This is a genomic window from [Clostridium] symbiosum, assembly GCA_036419695.1.
Lineage (GTDB): Bacteria > Bacillota > Clostridia > Lachnospirales > Lachnospiraceae > Otoolea > Otoolea symbiosa_A.
Map to the genome: position 1 here is coordinate 1,121,710 of CP143946.1, position 25,082 is coordinate 1,146,791.

Below are 25,082 nucleotides of genomic sequence, written 5' to 3' on the forward strand. Positions count from 1 at the left end.
ATGTACTTTTCGATGTTACCAGTCGACTACCTTATTTATAATTTCATATTGTTCGCTGCTGGAGCGCCTGAGATAAATTCTTGTCGTCTCCAGATTCTTATGCCCTAAAAGGTCGGAGAGCAGAGAGATGTCCCCACATTTTTCAATAAAACTCTTGGCAAAACGGTGACGGAAAGAATGAGGATGAACCACTTCTGGGTTCATCCCGTAGGCAATAGCCATATTTTTAAGCTGTCCCCGGATACCTCCGGGAGTAATGGGGGTACCATACCGGTTTAAGAAGACGAAACCGCGGTCCTGTTTCAGTGTTTTGAGCCAGGTTATGGCATCTTTCTGTAATGCTTTCGGAACGTAGATACGCCGGACCTTATTTCCTTTCGAATAGATATCCTTGTATCCGGAAAATATGTCCTCCGCTTCAAATTGAATCACTTCACTGACTCGCGCTCCGGTTGCGGCCATAAAGCGGATGATAAAATAATACAGGTATTTGTGATCCCGCAGCAGACAGTTTTTGAGGTATTCGTAATCGGCCTCGCTGATGACGTTATCAAGATAATTTTTGTGCTGGATGCGTACCATTGGGATTTTTCCTGGATTAAGATTTCTGAATTCTATGTAGGAATTCATCGCACGGATCCGCAGATTAACGGTCTGCGGCTTATAATGTTCCAGAAGAAATACCTTATACAATTTCAGGTTGGAATAGGTAATATCATGGTAAAGTGCAAAAAATTGACGCAGGGCATAAACATAAACATGAATTGTGTTGAGCGACATGTTCTGCGTAGAGAGATAGTGGCGGTAATCTTCTATATTCAAAGCATGGCTTACGGCAGCCTGCTTCGCATATTCCCTTCTCTCCTCTTCGGAGGACAAGTCGGAATAAAGAATCCCTGGAGTCTGCTCAGACGCTTCATCACTGAAAGTATGGAAGCCGCCGTTGGACGACGTCTGGGATGCTGATAGATAGTTCATAGGGGGAGCTCCTTTCAAAATTTGTGTTTTAATGTTATAGGAATCCAGGGAGTTGTAAGAAAGGATGACATGCCAAACAAACAGAATGCACCAGTTCTAATTTCTGCAAGAACAGAATTTCTGCATAAATATTCTATAATTCACCCCAAATAATATACCCCATTCTCTTTTTATTGAAATTCAATGCTCAAAAATCTTATATTACTATATCATCCTATTGAATGAGAATCAATGAAAATTAACTTAATAATACAAGTAAATCTATATAAAATTAAAATAGTAAGACAAAATAGGGTGTTATAATGTCCTTAACTTGCGATAATTTTCCTTATCCGAAGTATAATGACCTCGTAATGCAATTAGGAAATTTCGAGAAATAGTTCAAAAAGAAAAAAGGAGAGTGCATTAATTATGAGAAAGCAGACTAAATTAGTTGCAGTTCTTTCTGCAGCAGCTTTACTCGCTATGGGTGCTTCCATGACATCTTTCGCCGCTGGTTGGGAAAAAGATGACGCTGGAATTTGGCACTACTACGACAAAGATGATGAGATGGTAACTGGTGAGTGGAAGAAAGACGGTGGAAAGTGGTTCTACTTAGATGATGATGGCGAAATGCTGACAGATTCCTGGGTTGACGACGAGTACTATGTTGGCGAAGATGGCGCTATGTTAATCAATCAGTGGATTAAAACAACCGCTGAAGATGAAGTAGATGATCCGGATTCTGATGGGGATTACTGGTACTACTTTGGCAGCAAAGGCAAGAAAGTAACTGATGATTCCAAAAAAATCAATGGCAAAACATATTATTTTGACGTTGATGGAAAAATGGAATATGGCTGGTATGAGAAGGATGGTGACATCTTCTACTTAGGTGGAGAAGATGAAGGTGCAAGAACTGATAATATGTGGTTATGGCTTGAAAAGCCTAGCAACGAAGATGAAGATCATGACGATGCTGCCAACTATCTCGGATGCGTTGATGACAATACAGATCCTTGTGATGATGAAGGTTGGTATTGGTTTGGTTCCAATGGTAAAATGACAAGGGACAATGACAAAAAGAAAATTAACGGCAGATATTACTTCTTTAACGAGCATGGTCAGATGCTGTATGAGTGGATCAATGACCGAAAGGTTTCCGGAGTTGCTCCTGCAAGCCAGTCAAATCCGGCACTCGACGGAAGTGCATCACCAAGTGGCATTAATCAGGTTTCCCATATGGTTTATGCAAACGAGGTAGAAGAAGGCTGGAGAGCCGACGGCTGGTACGAAATCGACGGTTCTGAAGATACCAAGACAGACAGTGATACTGACTGGTACTTCTTCAAAGATGGTAAGGCAAAGAAAGCTGATATGGCAAAAGATACCGCTGGAATCCGCAATGATGACGGAACTGTTTATGTTGCTAGAATCAAAGTAGACAGTCCAAAGGGTGGAAAAGCATACTTTGCATTTAATGAATACGGTCAGATGCAGACAGGTCTGCAGTATATTGCTAAGGACAAAGGCTTCTATTATTTTGACGAAAATGGATATCCTAAGTCTGGTAAAGTTTCCAATGTAGAGTGTGATGATGATAGCTATGAATTCTACTTCAATACTACAAAGGGCAAAAATGGCCAGGGTTACACAGACGGAGAAAAGAGCGGTTACTTATACTTCAACGGTAAGAAACTGACTGCTGATGATGATTACAGACTCTTCTTCTGGAATGACAAAATTTATCTTGTAAATACAAAGGGTAAGATCCAGAAGAATAACAAGAAGTATGATATCGAAAACAATTCTATCGATGAGGACAAAGTATGGGTTAACTTCAACTCCGATGATTCTGTAAAAGAAATCATTTTAGATGAAGGAAAAGGAACAAAGTATAGTTCCGCTCAGTTACTTGCTAACTCTTTAGTTGCTGACAGCAGCAATCATAACGAGTATGTTGATGCAGATGGTAAATACGAGGATAAGTATGTAACTATTCCATTTATCCAGCTGTATGACGATGATGTATATACCTATCACTTTACTCCAAGAACTGTAAACAGTGATGGTGTTCAGACTTACACCTCTGGAGAAAAATGGTATGATGTTCATGTAACTACAAATAACTGGAAATAATAACACATTAGCATCAAACTGTATGCTAAAAAGTGCATAATGATATTGTAGTTATAAGGATACTATTAAATTTAAAGGGCAAAGCCGTTTCCATGCTTTGCCCTTTTTAATTTTTTTATTTTAAAAATCCACCTGATAAAACTTGAGCATAACAGTTTATGTAGCTTTAGCTTCTATCAGGTGGAAATTGTTTTTATTAGATACTATTCTTTATCATTTGCTGGAAAGTGATAAGGAAGAAATTAGACTTATTTTTTACATATTTATCACATTCTTCTGTAAAGCTATCTTTTGAAAAAACATAAAACCATTTATTTTCAGCATGGAACAATTCACCCTGCTTTATCAAATCCTTTAGTACATCCATGCCAACAGGAGCATTTTGCCATTTACACTCACCAAATAGAATATTATCGTCATCTAAAGCAACAATATCAATTTCTTCCTGCCGTTTTTCAAGCGGATTATTCCCCCACCATCGTCCCGCCTTACTGTATAAGAATGGCGCATTCGATATTATTCCAGGTAAGTACAGATATTGCATACATATTTCCTCGAAAACAAGTCCCATATAGTGATTTAAATGTGGTTTTACCTGTTTTAGATATACGGCTTCTCCTATTCCACGTACGATACTGCTAATATTAGGCCCGACAAAACGATACCAGAAGCGGAACATTTGATCCTCTAACAAATAAATTGTTTTACGGCTGTTTTCCTTTTCAGTAATCGGTACTTCTTTTCTTACAATTCCTAATTCAATAAGAGATTGAAGAAGATTACTGGCGGCACCTGTTTCAATACCTGCTTTTGTCGCAATTTCATTCATTTTACTGGCACCACCTGCAATAGCGCTGATAACAGAGTTATAAGTGGAGGGATCCCTGAGCTCCTGCTTCAGAAGGTTTGAAGGTTCTTCATATAAACGTCCACTCTCTTCAAAAAATAAATCAATTATGTTCTCGTCCAGGCTTCTGTGGGGCTGAATTCGACTGATATACTCTGGAATTCCACCAGTAATTCCATAAATTATAGCCTGTTCTTCAAGTGTGAATGAGGGGCACATATCTTTTGATTCAAAAAAAGTAAATGGATGAACTTTGAACTGTACAGTACGTCTTCCATATAGAGGACTTTTATAACCCAAAACCTGGTGCTCCATAAAACTCATAGAAGATCCACATAGAATCAAAAATAACTTACTGTTTTGCCACTGGTGATCTATATGAGCCTGCAAAAGAGAAGATACTGCTTTATAACTGGTGGCAAGATATGGGAATTCATCGATCACAAGTATTAGGCGTTCATCCCGACAAACTCCATCAATATAACTAAAAAGTTCTTCGTAACTTCCAAATGCCGGAGTTGGACTGTCAGGTAAAAGAGTTTGAAAAATAACTTTAGAAAACTGTTTTAAATTTTCTAGTGGTGTCGCTTCGGATGCCACAAAAAAGATTGTTTTTTTATTACTGCAAAATTCATTAATCAGCGTAGTTTTTCCTACCCGTCTTCTGCCATAAATAACCGCAAATTCGAATTTATTGCTGTCGTACATTGTATCTAGCTTTTTTAACTCCCTGCTTCTTCCAACAAACATTAAATAACCTCCTGAAAGTTTACTAATTATTAAATTACTAATTTATAAATTAGTAATTTAATATTATATATTATTAAGCACATTGTCAAGTCTTATTCTTTATTTCTTCTATATTGATAAAAAGCTGGACATACTTTTGCATAAAAGATTAAAGTTTTGAATAATAAGACACGTTTTGGTACCGAATTTTAATTTACATTCTCTAAATTTTTTTCTAAAAACAACACAGCTTAATTTTCCTTATCCGAAGTATAATGACCTCGTAATGCAATTAGGAAATTTCGAGAAATAGTTCAAAAAGAAAAAAGGAGAGTGCATTAATTATGAGAAAGCAGACTAAATTAGTTGCAGTTCTTTCTGCAGCAGCTTTACTCGCTATGGGTGCTTCCATGACATCTTTCGCCGCTGGTTGGGAAAAAGATGACGCTGGAATCTGGCACTACTATGATAGTGATGACGAGATGGTAACTGGAGAATGGAAGAAAGACGGTGGAAAGTGGTTCTACCTTGATGATGAAGGCGAAATGCTGACAGATTCCTGGGTTGACGATGAGTACTATGTTGGAAATGACGGCGCTATGTTAATCAATCAGTGGATTAAAACTACCGCTGATGATGACGTAGAAGATCCTGAAGACGATGGTGATTCCTGGTACTATTTCGGTAGCAAGGGTAAGAAAGTCACTTCTGACTCCAAGAAAATTAATGGCAGAACATACTACTTCGATTCTGACGGTAAGATGGAAGACGGCTGGTATGAAGATGAAAATGAAGACATTTTCTATTTAGGCGGAGAAGACGAAGGCTGGAGAACAGACAGCCAGTGGTTATGGCTTGAAAAACCGGACGAGGATGATGAAATTGGCGGATGCAACGACGATGAAACAGATCCTTGTGACGAAGAAGGCTGGTACTACTTCGGAAGCAATGGTAAGATGTACAAAGACGCTAAGAAGAAGAAAGTAAACGGAAAATATTACTACTTCAACGAGCATGGCCAGATGCTGTATGAGTGGATTAACAACTCTAAGGTAAGTGTAGGTTCAGGAGCTAATTTAAATGCTGTTCTTGATGGTAACAACGCTGGAGCATCTCCAAGTGATATGCTTTACCTCAATCAGGTAGAAGAAGGCTGGAGAGCTGATGGTTGGTATGAGATCGATGGTTCTCAGGATACCAATACAGATAATGATACCGACTGGTATTTCTTCGACAAGGGCGAAGCTAAGAAAGCGGAAGACTACATCACAACAGACGGCGACGGTGATGCAGTATACAGAGAGAAATTCAAGATTAAAGCAAGCAACAACAAGTACTTCTGTTTCGATCAGTATGGCCGTATGCAGACAGGTTTACAGAAGCTGGATGATGGTTTCTACTACTTCGACGACAATGGCTATATGAAGACAGGTAAAGTTTCTAACGTAGAAGATGACGATGATACATTTACATTCTACTTCAGCACCAAGAACGGAGGAAACGGTAAAGGTTGGACTGGTGATAAATCCAGCTACTTATACTGGAACGGAAAACGTCTTGAAGCAGATGATGAGTACAGAATCTACGCATATGAGGATAAGACTTACCTTGTAAATACTTCCGGTAAGATCCAGAAATCCGAGTCTAAGAAATACGATATCGAAGGCAATGCTGACGATTTATATGTAGACTTTGATGGTGATCAGGTAATGGGACTTTATACAGATAAAGACCACAAGAAACCATACAACGGCGGAATTATGAAAGTAACTCTTCCACACATCGCTCTGTATGACCACAACTATGTTGCTAAAGCAGATGGAATAATCGATGGTAAAGCAATTTCTGATGATACAGAAGTTGAAATCGCAACAAGCGAAGTTACTACATCTACTTCATCCAGAAGCACTACAGAAGTAAGTGTAAGCAAATAATTATTTTTCCCCCTCAACTATTTATAGTTGGGGGGATTTTTTACAAAAATTAGAATCTTATAAGCATTCTTGAGATACAAAACAAGGAGGGAAACATGAAAAAGCCTGATTTGATTATCACCGTAATTCTAACTGCCATTTTGGTTCTGGCAGGTCCAGCAACCTCTTTTGGTGGAACTTTCACTACAAAGAGCAGTGTAGACTTTAATTTCAAAAAGCCTTCGGGAGAACAAAAAGCCTCTCCTGACAGTTTGTTTGACTCTTCATTGTCTAATAAGATGGAAGATTCGGATTGTACGGAACTTCCGGAAGATAAATCTCTGAGTGAAGAAATTACAATTGAAGTAGATGGATCTGAAACAGACCATATTTCCTTTTATTTGGATCGTAATTCCACCACAAATGAAGTGATTTTACCTGAACCAATTATTATGACTGTTCGACAAAATAGTGGTTCTGCAATTGGTAATATTTCAGTTGAACTATCTCCTGTTATCAACGCCGACAGAGAAAGAATCCAGGTACAGGCACTTGGGAATACAAGCTTGAGTCCCGACACACCTGTCAGATTCTCAGTTTCCTTTGTGGATAAAAATATAGGAGATAAGACGGATTTCCCTAACGGAAGTAACAGTGAATTTTATCTTCAGATAAAATCCGGTAATAACATATTAAAAAAAGTTTCGATTTTCTATGGAGCAGACGGTTTTTATACTCGTTATAGTGCGGAATATCCCCAATATTATAGTGGACCTATCATCAATGGTAAGTACATAAACATAGGTGAAGTCAATCTAAAGCAATCTGTCATACCCGTATTTTCTATTGAACATTATTACAAACCTTTAGCGGGAACTGAAGATGCTGCAATTGCAGAAGTTCAAATAAATCCTGATGGCTGGTTTACTTTTGCAGACGGTTCTACCGTAATGCCAATGAATATATCGGATGAAGGATGGGTTACAATCCCCATTAAAATGAAACAGGAAAGTTTCATGAAACTAAGGAATGAGGCAATTTCAGATGGACATGTAATTGACAAATACAACGTATTCACTGATTTAGTGATTGCATACGATGATGGATATAATGGTGAATTAGGTTATCTTGCTGGAGGTAATATGAATCCTCTTCCTCTGGTATATCATCTTACCTATCACTCGAGTTCTTCACACGGTTCAGGCGGCTCTGGTGGATCAGGTGGTTCAGGTGGTTCAGGCGGCTCCGGTGGTTCGGGCAGCTCCGGTGGTTCCAGTAGTTCAGGTAGTGCATCAGGTCCTGCAGGAAATACAACAGTCGTAGGGCCTGTTCAAACAGCACGTACAACGATGGCAGCAGTGAATGATAGTGGATGGATTCTAATAAATGGATTCAGATACTACATGAATGCTGAAAATCAGCCAGTAACTGATTGGCTTCAATGGATAGATGGAAAATGGTATTATCTGGGACAAGATGGGATTATGAGAACGGGATGGACTTTAGTCGACGGAAAATGGTATCTGTTGAATCCGGATGGTTCCATGGCCACAGGCCTGATACTGGTAAATCAAGAATGGCATTTGTTGCAAGAGGATGGTTCTATGGCCACGGGATGGGCACAGGATTCATCCGGTAACTGGCGGTATTTTCTGGATAATGGTGTTATGGCTGTTAACTATACAACTCCGGATGGCAAATTTGTGGATGCGGATGGGGTTTTGAAAGAATAACTTAAAAGGATGATAAACTCTATATTAACAAAAGAAAGACTGATACGCCGGTGTATTTATGACGTATCCTAAGCGTATTAGTCACTGTACATGAACGATACAAACCGCAGTACGCAGAAAAAAATCAGACGGTGGATGAAGCCACCGTCTGATCATTATTGAATCATAGAATTTTGAAACTTGTTACATAGAGAAATATTATTATTTTGTCGGATCGTTAATTCCAAGCCAACCTTCGGTAGGTGTAGCATCTGCGTTGATTTCAGTATAGGTGTAAAGATCATCATCATATAACTGGATAAATGGAACGGATACGATCATGTCATCAGTTACACTTGTGTATTCGCCATTAATATCCTCAATCATCATTTTGATAAGTTCTTCAGAAGTATACTCTGTCTTATCATTTAATTTGATGGACTGAACTTTCTTTCCGCTGATCTTAACTTCTACATCATCCTCAGCAATACCCTTGTTTTCGATATCGTATTTCTTGCTGCTCTTCTGAACTTTACCCTTAGTATTTACAAGGTAAACATCACCACCGTAGTAGTACAGTCTGTAATCATCATCTGCATCAAGTCTCTTACCGTTGAAGTACAGATAATCATCCTTTAAGCCCTTGTAACCCTGGCCGTTCTTACCATTCTTTGTATTGAAGTAGAATGTGTAATCATCATCATCACACTCAACGCTTGTTACACGGCCTGTCTTCTGATAACCGTTTTCGTCGAAGTAATAGAAACCATTGTCAGCGCTGCAGTACTGTAAGCCATCCTGCATCTGTCCCTTTTCATTGAATGCGAAGTATTTTCCGTTAATCTTCATTCTCTGAACAAAGACTTTCTTGTGGTCCTCATCGTATGTTGCGAAATCTTTATCACCGCCATCAGCGTATTTAATCTCACCGTCATCTACATAGTACCAGTCTGTATCGCCGTCTGTACCAACGTCTTCAGAACCGTCCATCTGATACCATCCGTCTGATCTCCAGCCTTCTTCTACAGCATTGTAGTACCTCATATCCTGAACTTTTGCAGATCCTGCACTGGCAACACCGTCAAGCTGAGCATTAGAACTTACAGTCTTAGCAGTACCATTGATCCACTCATACAGCATCTGGCCGTGGTTGTTGAACATATAGTATTTGCCGTTGATTTTCTTCTTGTTTACGCCTGTGTAAGCTTTACCTGAAGACTGGAAGTAGTACCATCCTTCATCATCACAGTCGTCATCTTCGCTACAGCCGAGAACTACTTCAAGATTGTCATCGTCATCTACGTCGTCCTCGTCAAGACCTGATTTCTCAAGCCATAACCACTGGCTCTCAGCTCTCCAGCCCTGATCTTCGTCGCCTAAGTAGAAAGCGTCGTCGCCATCCTGATGCCATCCTGTTAACATTTCACCATCTTCATTGAAGTAGTATGTTTTGCCATTGATTTTTTTGGAATCATCAGTAACTTTTTTACCTTTGTTTCCAAAGTAGTACCAATGCTCACCACCATCATCAGGATCATCCTCTTCGTCATCTGGCATTGTCTTAATCCAGGAGTTTACCAGCATGCGGCCTTCACTGTTTACATAATAGTCGTCGTCAATCCATGTGTCAGTAGCCATCTCGCCGTCTTCGTCAAGATAGAACCAGTAAGCACCATCTTTCTTCCACTCATCTGTTACCATCTCATCATCGCTGTCATAATAGTGCCAGATTCCAGCGTCATCTTTTTCCCAACCAGCGGCGAAAGATGTCATGGAAGCACCCATAGCGAGTAAAGCTGCTGCAGAAAGAACTGCAACTAATTTAGTCTGCTTTCTCATAATTAATGCACTCTCCTTTTTTTCTTTTTGAACTATTTCTCGAAATTTCCTAATTGCATTACGAGGTCATTATACTTCGGATAAGGAAAATTATAGAGATGAAGAAAATCAGAAAAAGAGGAAGAGAGCAGTTCTCTGCCGAACTAAATATTTATGCACAGAAACAATGGAACGCATACTCCGAGGATTCGAATACCGTTCTTACCCCTCAATAAAAACAGCAGAATCAGGATACTCATCTATACCCTAATTCTGCCGTTAATTGATTCCCATGTAAATACTATAAGACATTCAATCCTAACTTAAGTCATAATCCTACCAAATTGTGTTTCCGTGTTTCCCACCATATAACAAAACCGTCTGCATGGCAGCACTTCACGCATTCTCCGCACTTATGTCTGCCCTATCCAATCTTATCCCGCAGTCCATCACAGTCATAACCGACTTTAAATTTCTCCATCAGTTCCGTCAGTCTTCTGATACAGAAATCCATATCCTTTAATTCATCTTCCGTATAAGCACTGAGACCGTAAAGGGTGGATTCCAGCATCCCTCTTTTTAAGTCGTCCATCATATCCCGGCCATGGTCGCGGATGCGGATGTAGACTCTGCGGCGGTTTTCCTTATCGTGGATCCGTTCAACGAGTTCTTTTTCCTCCAGTACGTTGATCAATTTAGAGAGCTGCTGTTTGGTAATCTGAAGTTTATCTGCCAGTTCCGACATGGTGTAGTCCTCGTCTGCCCAGTTGTCAAGTGCAACCAGGGTAAAGAAGGGGAGAGAATTGACCTTGACGTCATTATCATGCTGATACTGGCATTTGGCCAGTGTAAGAAAGGCAACGGCAAATTCGAGGAAATGTACTCCAACTGAATTGATATCAGTTTTTGCTGAGCTTTCGAGACTTTTGTTATTCTGAATATTTTCCATAAGCGGTTCCTCCAACAAAAATGTATTATAGAAAAATAATAAATCAAATCCAAATTAAAAAAGCAAAGATAAAACAAAAAAGCAGCTGATTATTAAAAAACAGCGGATCAATGCAAAAAACCTCCGCATAAAAACAAAAACATGCCAATGAATGCTGTTTACCCACGCTCCCATACTAGCATACTTTAATTTACAAGTCAATAATTATTAAAAGTAAATAAATATTTACTATAATATATTGACAAATATTAATATAAGGGGTATAAATTTAATAGATCAGGAGCACAAAAAGATTGATTGAGATTCATATAAAACTCAACTAATTTTAAGAATCACCTGATATGGATATGATATAGGATAACAGTACAAATAAGAGGAGAACAATATGAACGAAAGTAATAACGGCAACAAAGCACCGAAAAAATCTTTTCTGTATTATTACGGACTGGTAATGCTGATACTGATGCTACTGAACATTTTCGTTTTTCCGTCATTGATGGACAGGACTCAGCAGGTCAGATATGATCAGTTTATAGATGAACTGGACAAGAAGAATGTGGATGAGGTGTATGTGACGACGAACGGTGAAATTGTCTATACCCTGAAAGATAGTAAGTGGAAAATTAATTATAAGACAGGTTCGTTCCCGGGCGACAACCTTCAGAAAAGAATTACAGAAGCCGGCGTAGAAAAATACAGTACCGAGACTCCAACTCAGGCATCTCCACTGCTTAATTTCCTGGTTACCTGGATTCTGCCTCTGATTATTTTTATCGGCCTCGGCCAGATTATGAGCAGGGCGATGATGAAGAGGATGGGCGGCGGCAACGCGATGACCTTTGGAAAGTCCAATGCTAAAATATATGCGGAATCTGAGACCGGGAAAACATTTGCCGATGTGGCCGGGCAGGATGAGGCGAAAGAAGCATTGCAGGAAATTGTGGATTTTCTGCATAATCCGCAGAAATATGCAGAGATTGGTGCGGTACTCCCCAAGGGGGCATTACTTGTGGGTCCTCCTGGAACAGGCAAGACGCTGCTTGCGAAGGCAGTTGCCGGTGAAGCGCATGTGCCGTTTTTCTCCATTTCCGGCTCGGAGTTTGTGGAAATGTTTGTCGGAATGGGTGCGGCCAAGGTGCGCGACCTGTTCAAACAGGCCAGTGAGAAAGCTCCCTGTATTGTATTTATAGATGAGATCGATACGATTGGTAAGAAACGTGACGGAGCCGGAATGGGCGGAAATGATGAGCGTGAGCAGACTTTAAACCAGCTTCTCACGGAGATGGACGGATTTGACGGCCGTAAGGGTGTTGTTATCCTGGCAGCGACAAACAGGCCTGAATCGCTTGACAAGGCCCTGTTGAGACCGGGGCGTTTTGACCGGAGAATTCCGGCCGAGCTCCCTGACTTAAAGGGCAGAGAGGCAATTCTTAAAGTTCACGCCAAACAGGTGAAGGTCGATGAAACGGTTGATTATAATGCAATCGCGAGGGCCACAAGCGGCGCCAGCGGAGCAGAGCTTGCCAATATTATTAATGAGGCTGCGCTGAGGGCGGTCAGAATGGGACGGAAAACCGTTTCCCAGGCAGATCTGGAAGAAAGCGTAGAGACGGTGATTGCCGGATACCAGAGAAAAGACGCCGGTGTTTCAACTGATGAGAAAAAGATTGTTTCCTATCATGAAGTGGGCCATGCGCTGGTGGCAGCTCTTCAGAACCACTCAGCTCCGGTTCATAAAATTACAATTATTCCGAGAACATCGGGAGCGCTGGGATACACAATGCAGGTCGAATCCGATCAGCGGTTCCTGATGAGCAGGGAGGAGGCGTTTAATAAGATTGTGACATTGACGGGCGGCCGTGCTGCAGAAGATTTGATTTTCCATTCAATCACAACGGGTGCATCCAATGATATTGAACAGGCTACAAAGATTGCAAGAGCCATGGTTACCCGATACGGCATGAGCGATCAGTTCGGTATGGTAGCCCTGGAGACCGTAAACAATGCCTATCTGGGCGGGGATGCTTCCCTGGCCTGTTCGGCAGATACAGCGACAAGAATTGACGACGAAGTGATATCAATGGTAAAAGAAGCTTATGATAAGGCTAAAAAGATCCTGACCGGAAACGAAGAAAAACTTCATGAACTGGCAGCCTACCTTCTCGAGAAAGAGACAATTACCGGTGAAGAATTCATGGAGATTCTGAATAAAAAAGAGGAATAAAAAGATGGGCCAACGCCTAGGATAGACGCGAAAAATAAGCAGAAAAAATAACGCAAAGCATAAACCGGAAAAATAACAAGAAAATGAACGGTAAGAATAGACGAGAAGAATCAAGAAAAAGAATAAATATAGAAGGAACAAAAAAATAAATTATAAAAGAACAGGATAAAACGGGATATGCCCCGACGATGCTGATATTTAACATCCGTCGGGGCATATCCCGTTTGTTTTTATAGAGTGGCAATGAGAAGTTCGCAAAGCATGCTTTTCGTTGTTTGTAGAAAAGTACGTCCTGTGAATGAAACCACCTCGTGCAGGATGCAGGCCTGCGCAGATGGAATATACCGCTGGAGGCCGCGTCCGGCGCGTGAGTATGCCAAGACAGAATCTATATTTATGTGGGACCGGCCTTACCGGGCTGCCGCATAGAAAAAGTGAAATTTATCAACAAATAGAAGGTATAATCGGTGGATTCTGACTTATACGAATGTAGTCATGACGTTTTATATTTTGTTACAAAATAGATATAATAAGCCTATCACTCATGAGAAGAATTAAAAGAAAACTGAATTTAAGGGCAGGTTAAAAACAGGTCCTGGAGTAACTGGAAATTGCTATTTTTGAAAACAGGCGCGCTGAGAAAGAAAATGGTATGAGTGGAGGAACAGATGAAATTTGACGTTATATTAAAGGGCGGGAGGGTATTTGATCCGGTTAACCGCGTGGACGGTCATTTTGATATAGGAATCCGGGAAGGCAGGATCGCCGCGCTCGGCGGGGAGCTGGGCCAGGCGGATGAAGTGGTTGACGTCTCCGGCCTGACGGTGGTTCCGGGAATTATCGATATGCATGTGCATGTGACGAAGCTTCTGGGAGGAAGAGTCGGATATTACATGGCGGCCAGAACCGGAGTCACGACAATCATAGATTATGCGGGGCCGGTTTCCGACATCACATCCCAGCTGGGACAGTATGGCTGCGGCATGAACGTAGGCTGCATTGATGCGGTGCTGCCGGATTTAGTAGGGAAATCGCCATCCAGGGAACAGGTGAGGGGATTTTTAGAGAACTCCCTGCAAAACGGTTCTTTGGGGCTTAAGATTCTGGGCGGTCATTTTCCGTTGACTCCCGGGGCATCCAGATTCTGTGTGGAAGAAGCCAACGAAAAAAAGGTGATGGTGGCCTGCCACGCCGGAAGCACGGAAAACAGAAGTGATATATATGGGTTGAAAGAGGCGGTGGATTATGCCAAAGGCCAGAGGCTTTTAATGGCCCATATCAATGCCTATTGCCGTGGGAACCGGTATCATTATCTGGAAGAGCTGCGAGATGCTTTCAAACTTCTCAGGGATAACAGAAATATCATTTCAGACTCCCACATGGCGGTAAATAACGGAACGGGAGGCGCCTGCAGGGATGGCGTTCCCTGTGATGCCATTACGGTCAACTGTTTAAAGATGTTTGGATATGAGCCGACGAAAGAGGGGCTTGCCCTGGCGATGAAAGATGGACAGGTGAAAGCGATAGCCGTTCTTGAGAAAGAAAATGTGCTTTTGGAAAAAGAAGAGGCGCTAAAGTACTGGAGGGAGCACGGGACGAACATCAATGTAAGTTTCCCGGCAAATCTCGCTTCCGTCGCCTCGGCCTGCATTGTAGAGAGAAGGACTCCCGGAGGAGAGCCGCTGATTGAACTGGCAGCGACGGATGGGGGAGGTTTCCCGAGAAACGGCCTGATTCAAAAATTACTTCCTTTTTACCGTTTGGGATATCTGACGTTAAAAGAGGTAATTGAAAAATGTTCGGTCAAACCGGCGGAGGTTTTTGGGCTTACGGGCAAAGGAAATCTTGGGATTGGCGCGGATGCGGATATTACGGTATTGGATTTAGAACGCCTGGACGCGGTTATGAGCTTCGCCGGAGGAAAAAAAATTATGGAACATGGATCGGTTACAGGAACGGGGGGAACGTTCCTGACAACAGAGGCCGGAGTGAAAACGGCGGAGAAGATGCAGCTTAAATATCAGTTGGCGGATACGGCGGGAAGCACTTTATACGGGGAACGGTAGGAACGGCCAAGAGCCCGTTTCTATGAATTAATTCAATTCAGATTTAGAAAGGAGATTCTTATGATGATTTTTAACTTACCTCCTATATTGGGGTTAACTCCATTGATTGTTTACATAATTCTGGCTTTTCGTCCGAAGATCCATCCGCTGGTGAATGTTTCAATTTGCCTTGCGATCGGCGCGGTCCTTACAAAGACGAACCTTCTGGAATTCGGTGCGGTTCTCACAACTTCGTTGGGCTCGTTTCTTGGCCAGGTCGGTTTTATTATCATGATCGGTTCCGGCCTGGGCCTGATTTTGAAGGAATCCGGAGTTGCGGAAAATCTTGTCCATTTGATGGTACGGAAGATTGGTATCAATTCGATCAGCAGGGCAATTATAGCGTCCATGCTTGCGTCGATGTTCATGGTTCTCGTTCTGAGCACTCTGACAGGCGGCAATGCGGTCATAGCGCCGATTCTTATCCCCCTGGTTGCGTCTGTGGGAATGACTCCCAGCACGCTGGCCATTATCATGCAGACCGCAGGCGTGACAGGTCTTTTCATCAGTCCGTTTTCTCCTCCAATGGTAACGATTATGGAGGTAACAGGACTTGCCTATCAGCAGGTTTTACTTTATGCCAGCTTGCCGGTGTGTATTCCGATGTGGCTGATTACCTATTTTAATGCGAAACGGGTTCAAAAGGCTACGTCGGGCGTATGTGACTATCCGGAAGGAACCGCCCTGTCGGTGGATGCTTACAAAGCCTCTCCCGAGGCCAAAAGAGCAACCCTGTTCTTTGGCGTGGCAATGGCGCTGATTGTAGGCTATGGCATTATGTTTAAACTGGGAGTTGCCCATGCGATTACCGTTATTACAGTGGCCGTACTGGCAACCGGATTCGGAGCCCGTTTTAAGATAGACAAAACGATTGATTTGTTTATGAAGGGATGTGCGCAGTATTTCTGGATTTTTATGCTGTTTATTCTGATGGATCCATTCCTGAATTTCATTTCCAAGAGCGGCGCCTTTGATGCGCTTGTGGAAATTGGCGCACCATTAGTGGAGAGCGGGGGTAAAGTCGGACTGTCGATGCTCGCCTCTTTGATTGGTACATTTGGTATCCAGGGCGCTGCCGTTGCGCAGGCGGTAATGCTTAATACGGTATTCCGTCCCCTGGTGGATGCGACCGGACTCAGTATGCATGTCTGGGCGATCGTAATATTGATTGGTTCTCAGATGACATCATTTGCCTATCCCGGCCTCGATATGGTTGCGGCAACCGGTACGGCGCGTTCCAGTGATATGAAATCTCAGGTAAAGCATGGCTGGATGGTTACGGCAGCCGTATTGGCGGTGTGCCTTGTGATGTCAATCCTGTTTGGGTAATTTATGGAAGGAGAAGAGTAAATATGTGTTTTATGCTGATTGGCGGTAAGAATGCATTCAAAAACGGAATAATGCTGGGGGGACATAATGACGATCTGTTCGGATATGAGGCGGCATCCATGGAAATACTTCCTCATATGATACAGGAACCCGGAGCCTCAGTAAAGCTGCCGACGGGACCGGTTATCCCTCAAACTCGGGAAACGGCTCGCTGTATTTTGTTAAAAACGTTCCGCGGAAATTTGGCGGGTGATACGATTGCGGTGAATGAACACAACGTCTGTCTCATGGGCGGAGAAAATCTGGCGGTTGATCGCAATGACCGTGCGGCCGAAGCGGATCCCATCGTAGAAAACGGCGTCGCGGGCGGGGTACGGTTTGCAGCGCTGACTCAGAGCAGGACTGCGAGGGAATGTGTGGAGCGGATTGGACGTTACTATACAGAGTACGGAAACCGTTTTCCATGTGCAGTCGGTGTATTTGATACGGAGGAAGCATGGTATATCGAGGGAGGCGGAGGATCTACATGGCTCGCGGTCAGAGTTCCCGACGACTGCTATTTAATCCAGTCCAATGGTTACCGTATCAATGAAATTGACTGGGATGACACAGAGAATGTTCTGTATTCGGAGGGATTAAAGGAGTTTGTCATTTCAAAAGGACTCTGGGATCCTGCCGCCGGACCGTTTAACTGGGCCAAAGCATTCGGACGGAAATTCCTTGAGGATCCCCGAACCTACTATTATAATTCCAGGAGAGTCTGGCGGGCAATTAATATGCTTTCTTCTACAGAGCTTGGCCCGGATCAGGAGGAGTATCCTACGTTTATGAAACCGTCTGAGCCCATCACGGCGGAGAGGATCATGCAGGTGCTCCGGGATACGAATCATGATAATGATTTCTGTGCATTTACGGAGGATGGCATTAACAGTGAAGTGCGTCCGATCGGAGTTCCACATTGTATCCATTCGGCAGTGGTGGAACTGCACCGGGGACTGCCTGCAGAACTGGGCGGCGTTTTATGGAGCTGCCTGGGGTCTCCGCTCACGGCTCCTTACCTTCCACACCATTTTGGCATTACGGATATTGCGCCCGCTTTTCAGGAAGGCACTGATATCTACAGCGATTCCGCGGCTTTCTGGCAGATGAGAAAACTGACAAATCTGGCAATGGCGGACTTCTTCCATTATGCGCCGATTATTACAAATGAATGGATGAAGCTGGAACGGAAAGCGTTTTTAATGAAAGAGACGGTGGAGAAAGAGGCATCGGCCTGTTACGAATCCGAACCGGAGAAGGCGAAGGAACTGCTGACGGCATTTGCGGACAGCCTGGATTTTGAAGCGCTGAAAACAGCGAAACTGCTCGAAGCACAGTTACATCGGATGATTGCGGGAAATCTTTATAAATATTTTGCCAAGGGCAATTTGCAGTGGTAATTTCAAAACTAATCGAGGGGCAAATCCGTTTTTTACGGCATTTGCCCTTTGGGTGGGAACGGTGACCTGTACGCAGAGCGTATGGGTTATCGTCAATGTTAAAGTCGGGGGACTCTAGGGGAAGGGAATTGATTGGTATGACGGTTGAGATGGAATACGTTTATGTGGTTTATCAGGAAAAGAGTTTTTCCAAGGCGGCGCAGAAGCTGTTTGTGAGCCAGTCTGCGGTCAGCGCTATGGTGAGAAAGGCGGAGGCGAAAATCGGCTGTCAGCTGTTTGACAGAAGTACGATCCCACTTACAATAACTAAAGAAGGGGAATATTACATCCGATGTGCAGAGCAGTTTATGCGGCTGGAGAAAAATATGGATGCCTATTTCAGGGATATGGCCGACATGAAGACTGGCCATCTGTCCGTTGGAAGTTCCTCCTTCTTCTGCGCATACCTGCTGGCCGGGCTGCTGAAACGTTTTAAAAATAAATATCCCGGCGTTTCGGTGGAAATCCATGAGGGAAACATCAAAGAACTGAGGGCGGGACTGCAGAATGATTCCATTGATCTTCTGCTGGAAACGGCCATACCGGCGGATGATGAGGTGGAGCGGTTCCTTTATGATTATGAAGAAATTATTCTGGCGGTGCCCGCAGAATTAGAAGTCAATAAAAAACTGCGGTCTTATCAGATGACATTTGCGCAGGCCAGGGATGGAGCGTTTACCGGGAATGCAATTGAACCCGTACCCATGCAGGTATTTAAGGATTGTCCTTTTATTCTTCTGAAAGAAGAAAACGATATTTGTGTGCGGAGCAAGGAAATTTGCCGTAACGCCGGTTTTGAGCCAAAAGTTGAATTATATCTGGATCAGATTATGACCTCCTTCTATGTGGCAAAATCCGGTTCCGGCATTGCGTTTATCAGAAGCAGCCTGCTTAGCCTTGTGTCGGATACCGACGCGCTGGTCTACTATAAAATAGGAGATCCGCTGGCACGCAGGGAAATATTTTTGACACGCAAAAGAGGGCGGTATACGACAAAGGCTATGGAAGAATTTTTAAAACTGTGCAGGGTTAAGCCTTCGGGGAAAACACGGTGATGGGGGAGATGAGGAATGCCGCCGGGAGGGCAGGATCCGGGGAGGGAGGGGTGTGTGTATGAGTCTTCAGTCCCATTTATAGATTCTCGTGAGTGGGGAATCCGGACAGAATGAATTGCTCCGGGGACCGTTTGCACTTGGTGGAGTACATAGCAGACACTAAGGCGTCACAAAACGCCGCCTAAGTGCTGATGGACTCCAATGTCCCCTGCGCATTTCATTCTGCCTCCTTCCCCGGGCAGCGGAGCGTTGGGACTGAAGACTCGGGGAAGGCTGTCGGCCGGACCGTGGCCTGGGGCTGCTGGCTGTTCTCATGCTCAGGGGGTGGGCTCTTGTCGCTGCCACTACCTGCATCTGGTTGTGGGGATTTATGGTATTATGGTATTGTGGCATGTTGTCGTTTTAGTGGGCTTTATTAATTGTTTATGATGTAATTTCAATTGTATTTCGCGTCGCAAATCTCATGAATTTCTGTCAAAAAAACATGTGAAAACGCCTTCTGGAATGCATTCGGCATGAGTGTTGGAGGGCTGTTACAGATATTTCGATAAATTCTTTGAAATCCCTTGCAAATTTTACAAGAAAATGTAATAATTGTTCCGTATTGACATTCATTTATCTTAAATGAGGAGGAAAGAAAATGAAAAAAGTATTAAGCGTGGTACTGTCCGCAGCCATGGCACTTTCTCTCTGTACAGGATGTTCATCTTCATCCGGCAAAGAGACAACCGCTGCACAGACCGAAGCCGCTGCATCTGAAGCAGCAGGAGAGACTGCTGAAGCAGGCGAAGAGACAGAAGCAAAGGCAGCAGAGGGCGTTATGCCGGCAGTTGCCAAGGAAGACCTGAAGGTTGGCGTAATCCATATCGGAAACCCGGCAGACGGTTCCGGTTATTCTTATGCACATGATCTTGGTATCGTTGCTATGCAGAAGGCGGTAGGCCTGGATGACAGCCAGATTATCCGTAAGAACAATGTAGCTGATGATGATCAGACTGCAATTGAGACAGCCATGAGAGAGTGCGTGGAAGAGGGATGTCAGATCATCTTCGCCACAAGCTGGGGATACATGGATGCATGTGAAGCTCTTGCAGAAGAGTTCCCGGATGTAGTTTTCTCACACGGCACAGGATATAAATCCAATGGCGTTAACTTCAATAACTATTTCGGAAGGATTTACCAGTCCAGATATTTATCCGGTATTGCGGCAGGCCTTAAGACAGAGTCCAACAAGATTGGATACGTTGGCGCCTGGGGCAAGGACAATGCAGAGGTTACAGGCGGATGCAACGCATTTGCGATGGGCGTTTATTCTGTAAATCCAGACGCAACCGTTTACATCAAAACAACCAACAGCTGGTATGATCCGGAAGGTGAGAAACAGGCTGCAGTTGCTTTAATCAACGAAGGCTGCGACGTAATCGGACAGCACTGCGATACACCGAACCCACAGCTTGCTGCTGAGGAAAACGGCGTATTCGGCGTTGGTTATAACTCCGATATGAGCAAAGATGCTCCTAAGGCAGTTCTTACTTCCACTGTTTGGGACTGGGGCGCATACTATACGACGGCAGTTCAGAGCCTTGTTGACGGAACATGGACAGGCGAGAACTACTTCGGCGGCTTAAAAGAAGGCCTTGTAGACCTGGCTCCATTATCGGATCTTTGTGCAGAAGGCACAGCAGAGAAGATCGAAGAAGCAAAAGCTAAGATGGTTTCCGGCGAATGGGATGTATTTGACGGCGTAATCGAGTGCAACGACGGAACAACCGTAGGCACAGAGGGCGAGCATATGTCGGATGCTGATATCACAGGAAACATTCACTGGTATTTCAAGAACGTTGTTGAGAAATAATAGTAACTGTCAGGCGTTTTCGCAGTTACAGATAACGTTACAATAAATATGTTACCGGGCACGGGGTGAACGGTAACGTAGATATCACTAAGACAGGCTGAGAGATGAGGGATGCTTAAAAATGGTGAATTACATAAATTCTCATTTTACGGCATCCCTTTTTTGACGCCGTACAAATCACGGTTACTATTCATAGCGGCTGTCCTGCGGTAGGAATTCAGCAGGGCTGTGAACAGCAGCGAATCACGAGGTGAAGATATGACAGAGCAGTATGCCATTGAGTGCAGACAGATTACAAAGGTATTCGGAAGTGTGGTCGCCAATGATAAGATCGACCTGTCGGTGAAGTATGGGGAAATCATGGCTCTCCTGGGAGAGAACGGTTCCGGTAAGACAACACTGATGAATATGATTTCCGGCATCTATCATCCGGACTCCGGATCGATTCTGGTGGGCGGAAAAGAAGTGGCGATCAATTCGCCTGTGGATTCCAGAAACCTGGGGATCGGAATGATCCATCAGCATTTCAAACTGGTGGATGTATTCAGCGCGATGGATAACATTGTACTTGGGACCAGCGGAAAGCGGCTGGGAAGAAAAGCTTTAAAAGAGAAGATTGAGCAGATCAGCCAGTCTTTTGGACTCGAAATTGAACCTGAAAAGAAGATTTTCGATATGTCCGTCAGCGAGAAGCAGACGGTGGAAATTTTAAAGGTATTATATAGAGGCGCCCAGATTTTGATTCTGGACGAGCCGACTGCGGTACTGACCCCGCAGGAGACGGATAAATTATTTGCCATTCTCCGCAAGATGAAGGAGCAGGGCTGCGCGATTATCATTATCACACACAAACTGCATGAGGTGCTTTCCATCAGCGACCGTGTGACGATCCTGAGAAAGGGACAGAGCATTGAAACGGTCAATACGGCCGAGTGCAATGAAAAGAAGCTGACGGAGCTGATGGTAGGCCGCCCGGTGACGTTAAATATCGAGCGTCCAGAGATCGAAAAACGGGAGACGATTCTGAAAGTCGTTGACCTGACCGTGGATAAGAGCGACGGCTCTATGGCTCTTGACGACGTATCCTTTGAGATTAAAACAGGGGAGATACTGGGTGTGGCCGGCGTGGCGGGCAGCGGGCAGAAAGAACTCTGTGAGACGCTGACGGGCCTGATGGCGGCAAAACAGGGAGCCATCCTTTATCATAAAGAAAATATTGTGGGAAAGACACCTGCAGAGATTATCAAGCTGGGAATCAGCATGAGCTTCGTCCCCGAGGACAGGCTCGGCATGGGACTGGTAGCCTCCATGGGCATGGTGGACAACATGCTGTTAAAGTCCTACACGGATGGAAAAGGGCCTTTTGTGGAGCGGAAACCGGCCAGGGAACTGGCTCAGAAGCTGGTGGATAAGCTGGGAATTGTGACTCCGGGCGTGGATACGCCGGTCCGGCTGATGTCGGGAGGCAATGTCCAGAAGGTGCTTCTGGGACGTGAGATTGAGTCCAGCCCCCAGGTGCTGATTACGGCCTATCCGGTGCGCGGACTTGATATCAATTCATCCTATACGATCTATGATTTATTAAATGAACAGAAGAAAAAGGGCGTAGCCGTCATTTATATCGGTGAAGATCTGGATGTGCTCCTGGAGCTGTCTGACCGGATCATGGTACTCTGCCACGGTCAGGTAACGGGAGTTGTCGATGCCAAACACGTGACAAAGGAGCAGATCGGACTGATGATGACAGGCACTGAGGCGGCCGAGGCCCTGAAAGGGCCGGAAGAGGAGGAAAAAGCATGAAAGAGCCGTTGATCCGTGTAGTGAAAAAAGCGGAGCTGGGCAGCAGGGAGACGTTTATCCTGCGTCTGGAAGCGATTCTGCTGGCGCTTGTGGCCGGTGGGCTTTTTATTCTGATAATCGGACAGAATCCATTTGTAATTTATAAAACAATTATCACGGGAGCGCTTCGGAGCCAGATGGCAATCCAGGCTACGGTAAAGATTGCGATTCCGCTGCTGATTGCATCACTAGGCGTAACGCTGGCATTCAAGATGAAATTCTGGAATATCGGCGCGGAGGGCCAGATTATCGCGGGCGGCATCTGCGCCTCCTATTTTGCCCTGTTCCATTCGGGATGGAACCACTGGGTGCTGGTTATCGTTATGTTTATTGCAGGAGCCGTGGGAGGCGGCCTGTGGGGACTGATCCCGGCATGGTTCAAGACGAAATACGATACGAATGAGACTTTATTTACATTGATGTTAAATTATATCGCCCTGAATATCATCGTATTCCTGAGAGAGGGTCCATGGCGCGATCCTGGTTCCCAGGGATATGCAAAGATTGCCAGATTCGATAAGAATGCGGCTCTCGACAAGGTATTCGGAATCCAGTTCGGCTGGATTATCGCACTGGCGCTGGTTGTGCTGGTACTTATCTATATGAAGTATTCCAAACAGGGATACGAGATTGGCGTTGTGGGAGAGAGCCAGGAGACGGCGCGGTATGCGGGAATGAACGTGAAAAAAGTCGTTCTCCGCACGATGTTCCTCTCCGGCGCAGTGTGCGGTATCGGAGGAATGGTCCAGGCGGCCGGTTCCGACGTGACGCTGACGACGGCGGTGGCCGGAGGCGTCGGATTCACGGCAATTATCGTGGCATGGCTGGCACAGCTCAATCCGCCGGCAATTCTCATTGTCACAATTCTGTTCAGTATTCTGGAAAAGGGAAGCAGCGTGGTCCAGTCCTCCTTCGGACTGTCGTCCGACAGCGCGGATGTCCTCCAGGGAGTAATCCTGTTCTTTATTCTGGGATGCGAGCTGTTTATACGGTATAAATTTGTTTTGCGGGGAAAAGGAGGCGCCAGGGCATGAGCAGTGAAATCTTAATTAAGTTTCTTGTGGCTGCAGTACTTGCGGGAACACCGTTCCTCTTCGGAACGGTCGGCGAGATTCTGAGCGAAAAAGTGGGCCATCTGAACCTCGGTGTGGAAGGGATGATGTCCCTCGGAGCCTGCGCCGGATTCATGGCCGGCTATATTACGGATAATTTCCTGGTCGCAGTCCTGGCTTCGGCTGCGGCGGGAATGTTAGGCGCCCTGATTTACGGCGTGCTGACCGTTACCTTCATGGCAAACCAGAACGTAACGGGTCTTACGATGACGATTTTCGGAGTCGGGCTTTCCAATTTTATCGGCGTGTTCATGCTGGAACGTTCCGAGGGAGGCACCTTAAAGCTTCCGGACACGATTACATCCCAGATGAGAAATATCCATATCCCGGGACTGAGCGACATTCCGGTGTTGGGAGAGCTTCTGTTTTCCTACAACCCGTTTGTTTACCTGGGACTGGTTATCGCCATAGCAGCCAGCATCTATTTGTACAAAACCCAGATCGGACTGAATGTGCAGGCAATCGGCGAGAATCCTGGTGCAGCCGACGCGGCCGGAATTGAGGTTACAAAATGGCGTTATATCAATATCCTGCTTTCCGGCGCTATCTGCGGAATCGGCGGCGCTTACTGTTCCATGATCATCAACAGCGGCGTATGGCTGAGGGACAGCGTGGGCGGCCTTGGATGGATTTCCGTGGCCCTTGTAATCTTCGCTTCCTGGAAGCCGGTTAATGTTATCTACGGTTCCTTTATTTTCGGCGCGCTCAGGGTGTTGAAATATTACGTTCCAAAGAACACCTACGCAATCCCGACGGCATTTTTCGATGCACTTCCATTCCTGATCACGGCGCTCGTGCTTGTTATCTCTTCCATGAGAAAGAGCAAGGGCGGCCATATCCCGGCACATCTGGGTATGAATTACTTCAGGGAAGAGCGGTAAGGAAAAAAGAGCGGGCAGCAGTAATTAAATATCAGAAAAAGATAAGGGGTCCGGCTTGCCGGGCTCCTTATCGCTTTCCGGGGACACCCCTTTGTGCCCACAATATTTCCCATAAAATCCAAAAAAATATGGGAATTTAT

The 25,082-nt window shown here is 44.5% G+C and carries 16 protein-coding genes; 12 read left to right on the forward strand and 4 right to left on the reverse strand.

Annotated elements, in window-relative coordinates:
- Positions 1-15 precede the first annotated feature (15 nt).
- Positions 16-978, reverse strand: coding sequence for a tyrosine-type recombinase/integrase (locus V3C10_05260; GenBank protein ID WVP63229.1), 963 nt, complete (start codon positions 976-978; stop codon positions 16-18).
- 411 nt (positions 979-1,389) lie between these two features.
- Here V3C10_05260 and V3C10_05265 point away from each other — a divergent pair, with 411 nt between their 5' ends.
- The gene (locus V3C10_05265; GenBank protein WVP63230.1) at positions 1,390-3,096 is read left to right on the forward strand and encodes a glucan-binding protein; all 1,707 of its coding nucleotides are present in this window, start codon (positions 1,390-1,392) and stop codon (positions 3,094-3,096) included.
- Positions 3,097-3,292: 196 nt separating this feature from the next.
- On the opposite strand, the gene V3C10_05270 is transcribed toward V3C10_05265, so the two are convergent.
- Entirely contained in the window at positions 3,293-4,693 is a 1,401-nt protein-coding gene (locus V3C10_05270) for an ATP-binding protein (GenBank protein WVP63231.1), read from the reverse strand.
- Between the two features lie 323 nt (positions 4,694-5,016).
- Here V3C10_05270 and V3C10_05275 point away from each other — a divergent pair, with 323 nt between their 5' ends.
- Together V3C10_05275 and V3C10_05280 are read left to right on the forward strand one after the other, a co-directional pair.
- The gene (locus V3C10_05275; GenBank protein WVP63232.1) at positions 5,017-6,606 is read left to right on the forward strand and encodes a glucan-binding protein; all 1,590 of its coding nucleotides are present in this window, start codon (positions 5,017-5,019) and stop codon (positions 6,604-6,606) included.
- A 95-nt stretch (positions 6,607-6,701) separates the two neighbouring features.
- Entirely contained in the window at positions 6,702-8,318 is a 1,617-nt protein-coding gene (locus V3C10_05280) for a hypothetical protein (GenBank protein ID WVP63233.1), read from the forward strand.
- 201 nt (positions 8,319-8,519) lie between these two features.
- Here the strand turns inward: V3C10_05280 and V3C10_05285 are convergent, their stop codons facing one another.
- Positions 8,520-10,136: a glucan-binding protein gene (locus V3C10_05285; GenBank protein ID WVP63234.1), complete on the reverse strand. Its 1,617-nt coding sequence runs from the start codon at positions 10,134-10,136 to the stop codon at positions 8,520-8,522.
- Between the two features lie 403 nt (positions 10,137-10,539).
- Positions 10,540-11,064 (reverse strand): MarR family transcriptional regulator, encoded by a 525-nt coding sequence (locus V3C10_05290; protein WVP63235.1) that lies wholly within the window; start codon positions 11,062-11,064, stop codon positions 10,540-10,542.
- Positions 11,065-11,449: 385 nt separating this feature from the next.
- On the opposite strand from V3C10_05290, the gene ftsH reads away from it, so the two are divergent.
- From ftsH to V3C10_05335, 9 genes are all read left to right on the forward strand, one after another.
- Positions 11,450-13,288, forward strand: coding sequence for an ATP-dependent zinc metalloprotease FtsH (ftsH, locus tag V3C10_05295; GenBank protein ID WVP63236.1), 1,839 nt, complete (start codon positions 11,450-11,452; stop codon positions 13,286-13,288).
- A 668-nt stretch (positions 13,289-13,956) separates the two neighbouring features.
- The gene (locus tag V3C10_05300; protein ID WVP63237.1) at positions 13,957-15,354 is read left to right on the forward strand and encodes an amidohydrolase family protein; all 1,398 of its coding nucleotides are present in this window, start codon (positions 13,957-13,959) and stop codon (positions 15,352-15,354) included.
- A gap of 60 nt (positions 15,355-15,414) precedes the next feature.
- On the forward strand, positions 15,415-16,722 hold the full coding sequence (locus tag V3C10_05305; protein WVP63238.1) for a Na+/H+ antiporter NhaC family protein: 1,308 nt from the start codon (positions 15,415-15,417) through the stop codon (positions 16,720-16,722).
- Positions 16,723-16,745: 23 nt separating this feature from the next.
- Complete coding sequence (locus V3C10_05310) at positions 16,746-18,161, forward strand: C69 family dipeptidase (protein ID WVP63239.1); 1,416 nt, start codon at positions 16,746-16,748, stop codon at positions 18,159-18,161.
- Positions 18,162-18,298: 137 nt separating this feature from the next.
- Positions 18,299-19,255: a LysR family transcriptional regulator gene (locus V3C10_05315; protein WVP64574.1), complete on the forward strand. Its 957-nt coding sequence runs from the start codon at positions 18,299-18,301 to the stop codon at positions 19,253-19,255.
- Between the two features lie 640 nt (positions 19,256-19,895).
- Positions 19,896-21,110, forward strand: coding sequence for a BMP family ABC transporter substrate-binding protein (locus V3C10_05320; protein ID WVP63240.1), 1,215 nt, complete (start codon positions 19,896-19,898; stop codon positions 21,108-21,110).
- 258 nt (positions 21,111-21,368) lie between these two features.
- On the forward strand, positions 21,369-22,910 hold the full coding sequence (locus V3C10_05325; GenBank protein ID WVP63241.1) for an ABC transporter ATP-binding protein: 1,542 nt from the start codon (positions 21,369-21,371) through the stop codon (positions 22,908-22,910).
- Complete coding sequence (locus V3C10_05330; protein WVP63242.1) at positions 22,907-23,983, forward strand: ABC transporter permease; 1,077 nt, start codon at positions 22,907-22,909, stop codon at positions 23,981-23,983. Before V3C10_05325 ends, V3C10_05330 begins: the two co-directional genes overlap by 4 nt.
- Positions 23,980-24,942, forward strand: a complete 963-nt coding sequence (locus V3C10_05335; GenBank protein WVP63243.1) for an ABC transporter permease — start codon at positions 23,980-23,982, stop codon at positions 24,940-24,942. The genes V3C10_05330 and V3C10_05335 overlap by 4 nt, the downstream gene beginning before the upstream one ends.
- Positions 24,943-25,082 lie beyond the last annotated feature (140 nt).

Excerpts from the sequence above, each read along its gene's own strand:
- V3C10_05260 (WVP63229.1), bottom strand. The coding sequence starts at position 978 with ATGAACTATCTATCAGCATCCCAGACGTCGTCCAACGGCGGCTTCCAT.
- V3C10_05265 (WVP63230.1), top strand. The coding sequence starts at position 1,390 with ATGAGAAAGCAGACTAAATTAGTTGCAGTTCTTTCTGCAGCAGCTTTA.
- V3C10_05270 (WVP63231.1), bottom strand. The coding sequence starts at position 4,693 with ATGTTTGTTGGAAGAAGCAGGGAGTTAAAAAAGCTAGATACAATGTAC.
- V3C10_05275 (WVP63232.1), top strand. The coding sequence starts at position 5,017 with ATGAGAAAGCAGACTAAATTAGTTGCAGTTCTTTCTGCAGCAGCTTTA.
- V3C10_05280 (WVP63233.1), top strand. The coding sequence starts at position 6,702 with ATGAAAAAGCCTGATTTGATTATCACCGTAATTCTAACTGCCATTTTG.
- V3C10_05285 (WVP63234.1), bottom strand. The coding sequence starts at position 10,136 with ATGAGAAAGCAGACTAAATTAGTTGCAGTTCTTTCTGCAGCAGCTTTA.
- V3C10_05290 (WVP63235.1), bottom strand. The coding sequence starts at position 11,064 with ATGGAAAATATTCAGAATAACAAAAGTCTCGAAAGCTCAGCAAAAACT.
- ftsH (WVP63236.1), top strand. The coding sequence starts at position 11,450 with ATGAACGAAAGTAATAACGGCAACAAAGCACCGAAAAAATCTTTTCTG.
- V3C10_05300 (WVP63237.1), top strand. The coding sequence starts at position 13,957 with ATGAAATTTGACGTTATATTAAAGGGCGGGAGGGTATTTGATCCGGTT.
- V3C10_05305 (WVP63238.1), top strand. The coding sequence starts at position 15,415 with ATGATGATTTTTAACTTACCTCCTATATTGGGGTTAACTCCATTGATT.
- V3C10_05310 (WVP63239.1), top strand. The coding sequence starts at position 16,746 with ATGTGTTTTATGCTGATTGGCGGTAAGAATGCATTCAAAAACGGAATA.
- V3C10_05315 (WVP64574.1), top strand. The coding sequence starts at position 18,299 with ATGACGGTTGAGATGGAATACGTTTATGTGGTTTATCAGGAAAAGAGT.
- V3C10_05320 (WVP63240.1), top strand. The coding sequence starts at position 19,896 with ATGAAAAAAGTATTAAGCGTGGTACTGTCCGCAGCCATGGCACTTTCT.
- V3C10_05325 (WVP63241.1), top strand. The coding sequence starts at position 21,369 with ATGACAGAGCAGTATGCCATTGAGTGCAGACAGATTACAAAGGTATTC.
- V3C10_05330 (WVP63242.1), top strand. The coding sequence starts at position 22,907 with ATGAAAGAGCCGTTGATCCGTGTAGTGAAAAAAGCGGAGCTGGGCAGC.
- V3C10_05335 (WVP63243.1), top strand. The coding sequence starts at position 23,980 with ATGAGCAGTGAAATCTTAATTAAGTTTCTTGTGGCTGCAGTACTTGCG.